11 protein-coding genes, 5 tRNA genes and 1 pseudogene are annotated in these 8,853 nt (G+C 38.1%); 2 read left to right on the forward strand and 15 right to left on the reverse strand.

The features are described 5' to 3' along the window. Window positions 1–8 precede the first annotated feature (8 nt). From rplJ to WBM70_RS10775, 12 genes are all read right to left on the reverse strand, one after another. On the reverse strand, window positions 9–494 hold the full coding sequence (gene rplJ / locus WBM70_RS10720) for a 50S ribosomal protein L10 (RefSeq protein ID WP_424558498.1): 486 nt from the start codon (window positions 492–494) through the stop codon (window positions 9–11). A gap of 196 nt (window positions 495–690) precedes the next feature. Beyond that, window positions 691–1,395, reverse strand: coding sequence for a 50S ribosomal protein L1 (gene rplA, locus WBM70_RS10725; RefSeq protein ID WP_424558499.1), 705 nt, complete (start codon window positions 1,393–1,395; stop codon window positions 691–693). Between the two features lie 66 nt (window positions 1,396–1,461). Then, window positions 1,462–1,887, reverse strand: coding sequence for a 50S ribosomal protein L11 (gene rplK, locus WBM70_RS10730; protein WP_424558500.1), 426 nt, complete (start codon window positions 1,885–1,887; stop codon window positions 1,462–1,464). Between the two features lie 34 nt (window positions 1,888–1,921). Beyond that, window positions 1,922–2,452, reverse strand: a complete 531-nt coding sequence (gene nusG / locus WBM70_RS10735; protein WP_424558501.1) for a transcription termination/antitermination protein NusG — start codon at window positions 2,450–2,452, stop codon at window positions 1,922–1,924. A gap of 8 nt (window positions 2,453–2,460) precedes the next feature. Beyond that, entirely contained in the window at window positions 2,461–2,640 is a 180-nt protein-coding gene (gene secE / locus WBM70_RS10740) for a preprotein translocase subunit SecE (RefSeq protein WP_424558502.1), read from the reverse strand. 18 nt (window positions 2,641–2,658) lie between these two features. Beyond that, a tRNA-Trp gene (locus tag WBM70_RS10745) sits at window positions 2,659–2,734 on the reverse strand. A 51-nt stretch (window positions 2,735–2,785) separates the two neighbouring features. Beyond that, the gene (gene rpmG / locus WBM70_RS10750; RefSeq protein ID WP_008245833.1) at window positions 2,786–2,938 is read right to left on the reverse strand and encodes a 50S ribosomal protein L33; all 153 of its coding nucleotides are present in this window, start codon (window positions 2,936–2,938) and stop codon (window positions 2,786–2,788) included. Between the two features lie 52 nt (window positions 2,939–2,990). Then, window positions 2,991–4,199, reverse strand: a complete 1,209-nt coding sequence (gene tuf / locus WBM70_RS10755) for an elongation factor Tu (RefSeq protein ID WP_424558503.1) — start codon at window positions 4,197–4,199, stop codon at window positions 2,991–2,993. Window positions 4,200–4,322: 123 nt separating this feature from the next. Then, window positions 4,323–4,397 (reverse strand) — tRNA-Thr (locus WBM70_RS10760). Window positions 4,398–4,519: 122 nt separating this feature from the next. Beyond that, window positions 4,520–4,595: transfer RNA gene (locus tag WBM70_RS10765), tRNA-Gly, on the reverse strand. A gap of 22 nt (window positions 4,596–4,617) precedes the next feature. Then, a tRNA-Tyr gene (locus WBM70_RS10770) sits at window positions 4,618–4,702 on the reverse strand. Between the two features lie 51 nt (window positions 4,703–4,753). Beyond that, window positions 4,754–4,830, reverse strand: a tRNA-Thr gene (locus WBM70_RS10775). Window positions 4,831–4,987: 157 nt separating this feature from the next. Between WBM70_RS10775 and WBM70_RS10780 the strand changes: the two genes are divergently transcribed. Both WBM70_RS10780 and WBM70_RS10785 read left to right on the forward strand, forming a co-directional pair. Further along, window positions 4,988–5,722: a YaaA family protein gene (locus WBM70_RS10780; RefSeq protein WP_424558504.1), complete on the forward strand. Its 735-nt coding sequence runs from the start codon at window positions 4,988–4,990 to the stop codon at window positions 5,720–5,722. 110 nt (window positions 5,723–5,832) lie between these two features. Beyond that, entirely contained in the window at window positions 5,833–6,165 is a 333-nt protein-coding gene (locus WBM70_RS10785) for a translation initiation factor (RefSeq protein WP_424558505.1), read from the forward strand. Between the two features lie 17 nt (window positions 6,166–6,182). On the opposite strand, the gene WBM70_RS10790 is transcribed toward WBM70_RS10785, so the two are convergent. From WBM70_RS10790 to WBM70_RS10800, 3 genes and pseudogenes are all read right to left on the reverse strand, one after another. Next, window positions 6,183–7,457 (reverse strand): SagB family peptide dehydrogenase, encoded by a 1,275-nt coding sequence (locus WBM70_RS10790; protein WP_424558506.1) that lies wholly within the window; start codon window positions 7,455–7,457, stop codon window positions 6,183–6,185. After that, window positions 7,441–7,803: a DUF309 domain-containing protein gene (locus WBM70_RS10795; protein WP_424558507.1), complete on the reverse strand. Its 363-nt coding sequence runs from the start codon at window positions 7,801–7,803 to the stop codon at window positions 7,441–7,443. The genes WBM70_RS10790 and WBM70_RS10795 overlap by 17 nt, the downstream gene beginning before the upstream one ends. A gap of 3 nt (window positions 7,804–7,806) precedes the next feature. Further along, window positions 7,807–8,853: pseudogene (locus WBM70_RS10800) on the reverse strand (thioredoxin domain-containing protein); the annotation flags it as partial.

Consider the following 8,853-nt stretch of genomic DNA (forward strand, 5'->3'; position numbering starts at 1 on the left):
TCACCACTCTATGCTTCTTCTTCTTTTTTAGTTGCAAGTGCTTGCATACCAATTGTAAAGTTTTGTACCGGTGCATTCCAAACATTAAGGAGCATACCAAGAAGGACATCTCTAGTAGGAAGTTTAGCCATTGCATTAATGGTATCCATACTAGCAACTTCACCCTTGATCAAACCAGTTTTGATTGAAAAACTTTGTTTAAAGTCTGTTGCTGCTTTGTCAGCGATCTTACAAGGTGTAACTTGTGCATCACCCCAGATTACAAGGTTTGTATCTGTAAATTCAATATCTTCACATCCTGCATCTTTTAATGCGATACGTGCCAATTTATTCTTTACTACCTGGACTTTAGTATCTTCATCTTTAGCAAGATTTCTTACGATCTCAAGATTTTCAACAGTCATACCCTTATAATCACAAACAATAATGGCGCCAGCGTCTTTAAACTCTGCTGCCATCTCTGCAACTAACTCTTCTTTTCTAGTTCTAGTCATATAATTCTCCTTTCGATCTCTAAAAGGGTTCCATAAAGGACCATATACTCTTTCAAATATATTAATTAAGCTTTCGCCCCTCTTATCTTCAATCTAAGATTTATGAGTAGTAAAAATTACCCTCAAACAAAAACTAACATAGTAATTCTTGTTTGAAAATAATATAAAGAGGGCGTATACCCTCTTTATACATGAATTATTTAATATCCATTACTTCAGATGTATCAAGTGTAATTGATGGGCTCATCGTCAATGAAATAGCTGCATTAGTAATATATCTACCTTTTGCAGATGCAGGTTTTGCTTTATTAACCGTTTCAAGAAGCGTTACAAAGTTCTCTTTGATTTGCGCTTCTGAAAAAGAAACTTTACCAATACCAGCGTGTATGTTACCTTTTTTGTCTACTCTAAAGTTAACTTGTCCACCTTTGGCATTTTCAACTGCCTTAGCAACATCCATAGTTACTGTACCAGTCTTAGGGTTAGGCATAAGACCTTTTGGCCCAAGGATTCTTGCTACTTTACCAAGAACACCCATCATATCAGGTGTCGAGATAACGATATCAAAATCGATGTTACCTGCTTGAATAGATTCAATAAGCTCTGTAGAACCTACCAAATCTGCACCTGCTGCTTTAGCTTCATCTGCTTTAGCGTCTTTTGCAAATACTGCTACTCTTACTTTTTTACCAGTTCCATTAGGAAGAACAACTGATCCTCTAACCATTTGATCTGCATGTCTTGGGTCAACGTTCAAGTTTAGTGCAACTTCAACTGTCTCATCAAATTTAGCTGATTTAAGGTTTTTAAGTGTAGCCATTGCTTCATCTACGCCGTATGCTTTAGTAACATCTACTATTTTAAGTAGTGCTTCTCTTCTTTTACTTGGTTTTTTTGCCATTTTATTCTCCGCTTTATATGCTCCCACATTTTAAAATCATGTGGTTATGATTGTCTTTAAAAAAGACTAGTCTACGATTTCAACACCCATACTTCTACAAGAACCAGCGATAATACTTGCCGCCATTTCTCTGTCGTTTGTGTTAAGGTCTGCAATTTTTTGATCGATAATTTCGTCAAGTTTTGCTTTTGTGATAGAACCTACTTTGTTTGTAATAGGGTTATCTGTACCTTTTTTAATTCCAGCAGCCTTTTTAATAAGGTCACTTGCAGGTGGTTGTTTAGTTTCAAATGTGAAACTTCTATCTGCATATACAGTAACGATTACAGGAATTTTGAACCCCATTTTATCTTTTGTTTTTTCATTAAAAGCTTTACAAAACTCCATAATGTTTACACCACGTTGTCCAAGTGCCGGACCTACTGGTGGTGATGGATTTGCTGATCCAGCTGGGATCATCATTTTGAACTTTTCAGTTATCTTTTTTGCCATCTGTTCTTCCTTTGTTTGATTTGACCGTTAGGTCTTATATAATTTTCTCTACTTGTGTATAGAGAATTTCGACTGGTGTATTTCTACCAAAAATTGAAACATTTAACTTTAATGTACCATGGTTAAGATCATACTCTTCAACCATACCTGTAAAGTTGGCAAATGGACCATCTACGATACGTACCATTTCTCCTGTTTCAAAATCAACTTTAGGTTTTGGTGCAGATTTTTGCTCCATTTTGTCTAAAATCACTTTGATATCTGCTTCTGTAAGGGCAGTAGGTGTCTTTTGTTCACCGATAAATCTAGATACTCTTGGCAAAGACTGTATCTTATGCCAAAGGTCAGTATCCAGGTCTATATGTGCGAAAGCATACCCAGAATACAATGTTCTCTCAGTAATCTTTTTCTCACCATTTTTGACTTCGATCACTTCTTCTGTAGGAACGACGATACGTTCAACTTTATCTTCAATACCATAATCAACAACAAGTTGTTCAATTGCTCTTTTTACAGATTGTTCACTACCTGAATATGTTTGAATTGCATACCATTGATAAGCCATTGTCTATCCTATAAAACTGTTGATACGATTGATGACATTAAAAAGTCAACCAATGCTAAAAATATTGATATTACAGTTACTACTAGAACAACTGCTAAAAATGCTTGTCTTACTTGTACTTTTGTTGGAAATATAACTTTATGAATCTCCGCTTTCGCGTGTGCTATAAATGTTGAAATTTTTCCCATATATATTACCTTTTATTGTGGCAGGCCAAGAGGGACTCGAACCCACGGCACCTGGTTTTGGAGACCAGTGCTCTACCAACTGAGCTATTGGCCTAGAAATAATACTATGGGACAAAGCCCAATAGCATCTAACAAAAGTCTCCGATTACAGCTTCATCTCTTTGTGTACTGTATGGCATTTACACCATTTACAATACTTTTTAAGAGCAAGTTTTTCTGTTGTCGTTTTCTTATTTTTATTGGTGTGATAGTTACGTCTTGTACATTTCTCACAACCTAAGTGAACTGTTTCTCTCATTGTTATCTCCTATGATAAGTGTGTAAGAGGCAAGCCTCTCACACAGGTGTTACTAAGCAATTATCTTAGAACAAACACCAGCACCAACTGTTCTACCACCCTCACGGATAGCAAATTTAGTACCTTCTTCAAGTGCAACTGGAGCGATAAGTTCAACATTGATTTTAACATTGTCCCCTGGCATAACCATTTCAGTACCTTCTTGAAGTCTAACTGAACCTGTTACGTCTGTTGTACGAACGTAGAACTGTGGTCTATAGTTGTCAAAGAATGGAGTGTGTCTACCACCTTCTTCTTTAGTAAGAACATAGATCTCAGCTTCAAATTCAGTATGAGGAGTGATTGAACCTGGTTTACAAAGAACCATACCTCTTTGTACAGCTTCTTTTTCAATACCACGGATAAGAACACCACAGTTATCACCAGCTTCTCCACAATCCATTTCTTTACGGAACATTTCAACACCAGTTACAGTTGTTTTCTGAGTATCTTTAAGACCAACGATCTCAACTTCATTACCAACACATACAGTACCTTGATCAACTTTACCAGTTACAACAGTACCACGACCTTGGATAGTAAAGATATCTTCGATAGCCATCAAGAAGTCTTTGTCAGTTTCTCTTACTGGCTCAGGAATATACTCATCTACAGCGTCCATAAGTGCATAGATCTTTTCAGACCACTCACCAGCTGTACCAGCTTTAGCTTCTTCAAGTGCTTGGAATGCTGAACCAGCTACGATTGGAGTATCGTCACCTGGGAAGTCATACTCAGAAAGAAGTTCACGTACTTCCATCTCTACAAGCTCTAACATCTCTTCTTTATCTTCATCATCAAGTTGATCTTCTTTGTTCAAGAATACAACGATATATGGAACACCTACTTGCTTAGAAAGAAGGATGTGCTCTCTAGTTTGTGCCATTGGACCATCAGTCGCAGCAATAACAAGAATAGCACCGTCCATTTGAGCAGCACCAGTAATCATGTTCTTAACATAATCGGCGTGACCTGGACAGTCAACGTGAGCATAGTGTCTACCCTCTGTTTCATACTCTACGTGAGAAGTAGCAATAGTAATTCCTCTTTCTCTCTCTTCTGGAGCATTATCAATTTGGTCATAATCCATTGTTGCTTGACCATTCTTAAGTCCTAAACACATTGTGATTGCAGCAGTCAATGTAGTTTTTCCGTGGTCAACGTGACCGATAGTACCGATGTTTACATGCGGTTTTGTTCGTTCGAATTTTTCTTTAGCCATGCTTTTCTCCTAGCGTAAATGTTTTTAAAGGCAGTATTATACCCAAATTATCTTAGACCCCATACCCATATGGACAGAACTATTACAAAACTGTAATACTTTTGTCCATACTATCATGGAGGGTGGAGCCCATAGTGAGACTTGAACTCACGACCTCTTCCTTACCAAGGAAGTGCTCTACCCCTGAGCCATATGGGCAACTCTATTGTATATATAATTACTATTTGTGTGTTAAAGTCATAAAATGAATAAAAAAGGAAAGCTTTTGCATGTGAAGGTATTAGTGTGTTAAATACATAATTCACACAGCTCCCAGTTTATGGAGCGGGCGAAGGGATTCGAACCCTCGACAGCCTGCTTGGAAGGCAGGAACTCTAGCCACTGAGCTACGCCCGCATCTTTTATGCGATTTAACATATGGTGGTGAGTGAAGGATTCGAACCTTCGAAGACATAGTCAGCAGATTTACAGTCTGCCCTCGTTGGCCACTTGAGTAACTCACCTTAATGTTTAAAATCTATACTGGTCAAACACTGATAATTATATTTCTTTCATGGAGCTGGTAAAGGGACTCGAACCCCCGACCTGCTGATTACAAATCAGCTGCTCTAGCCAGCTGAGCTACACCAGCACCATCATTAAAAGTTATTACACTTAAAATGGACGGGAATTATAGGGAAAAAAGTTTTTAATGTCAAGGGTTTTAGACAAATTTATAAAAATTTCTCTTTTTTAGGTAATTTCTATAGAATACATCCATACAAAACGAAGGGTTTAGGCTAAATATAATGAAAATACTACTGGCACCAAGTGAAACAAAAAAATCGGGAGGAGATCTCTCCTTTAACCTAGAAAGCTTACTTTTTGATGAACTTCTACCTCACAGAACAAAACTCTTACACACGTATATAAATGTTTTACAAAAAGGTGATATGGCTACCCTTTCTAAAATGTTTGGTCTTAAAAAAGAGGCAGATATCCTTGTACATAAAAAAGATATCATTCATGAACTCACGATGAAAGCCATCCAAAGATATACAGGAGTGGCTTTTGATTATCTTGGCTATGAGAAACTGGATGAGGATTCACAATACTATATAGACAGCCATGTCATCCTTTTTTCCAATCTCTTTGGACCTATACGTGCTTCAGATCTCATCCCTGAGTATAAACTCAAACAGGGGGAAGCCGTAGATGACATCAAAACAGAAAAATTTTACCATGAGCACTCTGCAAAACTAATGGAGACATACCTGGCTGAAGATGAGATACTGGATCTGCGTGCAGGTTTCTATGACAAGTTCTATAAACCCACTAAACCCTACACCACACTTAAATTCATCAAAGAGGGTAAAGTGGTCAGTCATTGGGCAAAAGCGTATAGAGGTATCGTCTTGCGCGAGATAGCTAAAGCTGGTATAGAATCTCTAGAAGCATTTATGAAACTTCCGATAGAAGGTCTCAGTATTAAAGAGATCCAAACGAAGAAAAATAAAACTGAAATTATTTATGAGATAGGCTGAAGATGAGACTCCCGAGTGATGAAACCCTTTACAAAATATTGATCTTTCTACTTATGTTCATGGTTATACTTGGTATACTTTTTGATACAGAGTATAGTTAGGAGAAGCAAGTGAAGAAAAATCTATTTGAAATGGGTGCAGACTTTGGAGATGATTGGAGTTCGGACAACAAAGACAGACCCACCAAAAAGATCGCTACTGAGATAAAAGCACCTGAAAAACACCAACTGCACTTTGCAAAAGAAAAACGTAGAGGAAAAGTTGTCACCATCGTCAAGCCTTTTTACCTAGATAAGACAGCTCTCCAGGAATTGCTCAAGACACTCAAGAAGAAATTAGGCACAGGCGGGACTATTAAAGACAATACTTTAGAATTTCAGGGCGATATCCCTGAGCCATTACGGAACCATTTAGAAGCGTTAGGGTATAGATTTAAAAACTGATCAAACCACCCTAAAGATTATTTCCCTATCGCTAACGCATACAATACCATCTCATCGTTCTCTACAAAATCATTAACCTCATCATCGTAATAGGCACCGATACCAGAGCACCCTATCCCTAAATAAAGAGAAGCCACATAAAGTCTATGTCCTATGATTCCTGCTTTTTGGTACAGTGCCTGATAGTTCTTTGCTTTAGAGGTCAGGAAAAAGGCTACTGCTCCCTGCATAGAGAGGCTATACTGTTCTAAACTCAAATACCCTGCTTTTCTGGCAAAATCTCCATGCTTAATATACTCACCTTCTTTATAGAGCCCCAACGGCATATCGAGTACCCTGTTTAGGACCATATATACAGAAACATCCTCATCGCAGTCACTGAGTATAGGTTGATGTATGGCTTCCATGATGTAATTGAATTGCCCTTTGGTGATGGCACCTTCCTCGAAACCTCTTTGAGACCTTCGTGTAAAAATCGTTTCTTTAAGTTTCGTGGAATTGTAGGTAAATTTTGGTGCCTTCATCTCTCTTTTACATGCCTCCAGTTGTATGGTTTCATTGTATGCCTGCTCTATAAGAGGGTTAGGCTCAAAGGTTCTGCTTCCATCCACATAGGGAAGTGAAAACTCTATGGGAACTACTTCTTGCTCTTGCATAGGTACTGCCATAGAACACCCGGACAACATCCACTCCCTTCCTTCAAAACCGAACATACGGTTCAGTTTTTCTCTGTCTATGTTATACACCATCTGCACAGCATTTGGCTTGAGCAGTGCAGAAGCTTCTATGCTGCCTAAAAGATGTCCTCCATCCAAAAGACAGTATCTTAATGCACGGTTCTTATATTTCCATGAAGAACGATAATAGACAGCAGAGACTAAAAAGAGATATCCTTTCATAGCCGTTCTATACCCCAAATACGGTTCTAACCCGTCCTCTTGTGTAATAGCCTGAAGCAGAGTTAAGGACGAAGAACTTACCTCATAGTGGTACACACCATCATCTATACCCTCTACCCCTCGTGCCTGAAAATAGAGTTCATTAGGATAGAGTGCTCCTGCAGAAGGATTGATACGCAGATAATATTCTCCGCTTGGATAACTTTTCTTAGCGGTCAATCCCGCTATATGATAAAGAAAATTATCTTCTGCTTTATCCAGATCCAGTTTTCGTTTTTCATAACTGTCAGGATAATTTTTATAGGTACTAGGCTGATCCTCCCAGGATATTCGGTTTGGATTGGTCCGTACTGAATTATAGGAATGTTTTGTAGTGCTATGGTACCAGAACATTAAAGACCTCAGCATGTTTTATTTTCAAAGACTCTATCTTTTGACATGCTTGTTTAAAAAGTACTGCATGTTCGATACCCTCTGCAGACAAATGTTTATACCTTTCATAAGAGGCAATGACACGCTGTGCTTTGTTCTGCATATTTTTTCTGTTGCGTTTAATATGCTCAAATGTAATCGCCCCATTGATCAATCCTTTTGCCAAGTTTGCCAAGGGGTGATTCCCCAGTCTCAAAGGATGCCATGCCTCTTCTAGCACTTCATGTGCTTCAAAATACTCTTCTTCGTCTAGTAATGCAAGATACTCTTTGAGTGCACCTTCCAGATCATCATTCATTTTTAACATGTTTTATTTCAACTCTTTTTCTATTTGTTGTATCAAGGCTGTAATATTATCATCATAGGCAAAACAGCTATTGATCTTACAGGCAAGATACTTGTCACTCTCTTCGGGTTTGCTTAAAATAAAAGGATATTGTATTGCTTCTATCTCTTTTTTGTTTTTTTGCAACTTTTCGAGCTTAGATTTGATAATGACATTTCCCATTTTGAGACGTAAAAAGGTATGAAGGAGCTTAGGTGCTTTGGCAGGGAATTTTTCTAACACAGCCCCGGAGTTTTGAATAGTCTTTTTGGCTAACTCATGATAAGAGAGCTCCTCTGTAAGACCCGTAAGCCTTACCAAGTTTTCCAACATGACACTCAATTCCGAAGTATAATACCTGTCATCAAAATCAGCCTCTGCTTCTATACCATCATGACTCAAATACCATTTCCCCTCTCTATAAAACTTTACTATGGATTCCTTGGCTAGAGATCGTAGTTCTTCAAGATATGCTTTATGGTATGTTTTTTCATATCCTTCTATCATCGCATCCATCAAAAAAGCATAATCTTCCAGTAATGCGTTTTGCTTAGGCGCTTTACCTAGAAGTGTTTGATGGTAAAGTCCATCTTTGGTTCGCATTATGTTTAAAAGTGTTCCCAGTCGCTGTTCAGCCAAGACAAGATATTCAGGCTCAAGTACAGAAGCGGTAAAAAGTGCTTTGATCATCATCGCGTTCCATGCCGTGATGATCTTCCTGTCTATAAAAGGAAAGGTTCTTTTGCTGCTAACCTCTCTTAAATATGTCTTCACTTCTTCCAACTTCAACGGTACTGTGTCACTGGTAATATGTATATGAGAAAAATCCCCATCAATATTTCCATCTTCTTCTATACCTAAATAGGCCAATGCTGTTTCTATCTCATGAAGATTCAATCCTTGGGCCAGTAGATCTTTTTTTACTTCCACATATTCATAGATGAAGTACCCTCCCTCTTCACCTTCACTGTCTGCATCACTAGCAGAGAGATACACACCCTCTTTCATAAAATGCTTTTCCATTTGTGTAAT

Origin of the sequence: Sulfurovum sp. (assembly GCF_049668085.1) — a bacterium.
In the GTDB taxonomy this organism is placed as follows: Bacteria; Campylobacterota; Campylobacteria; order Campylobacterales; family Sulfurovaceae; genus Sulfurovum.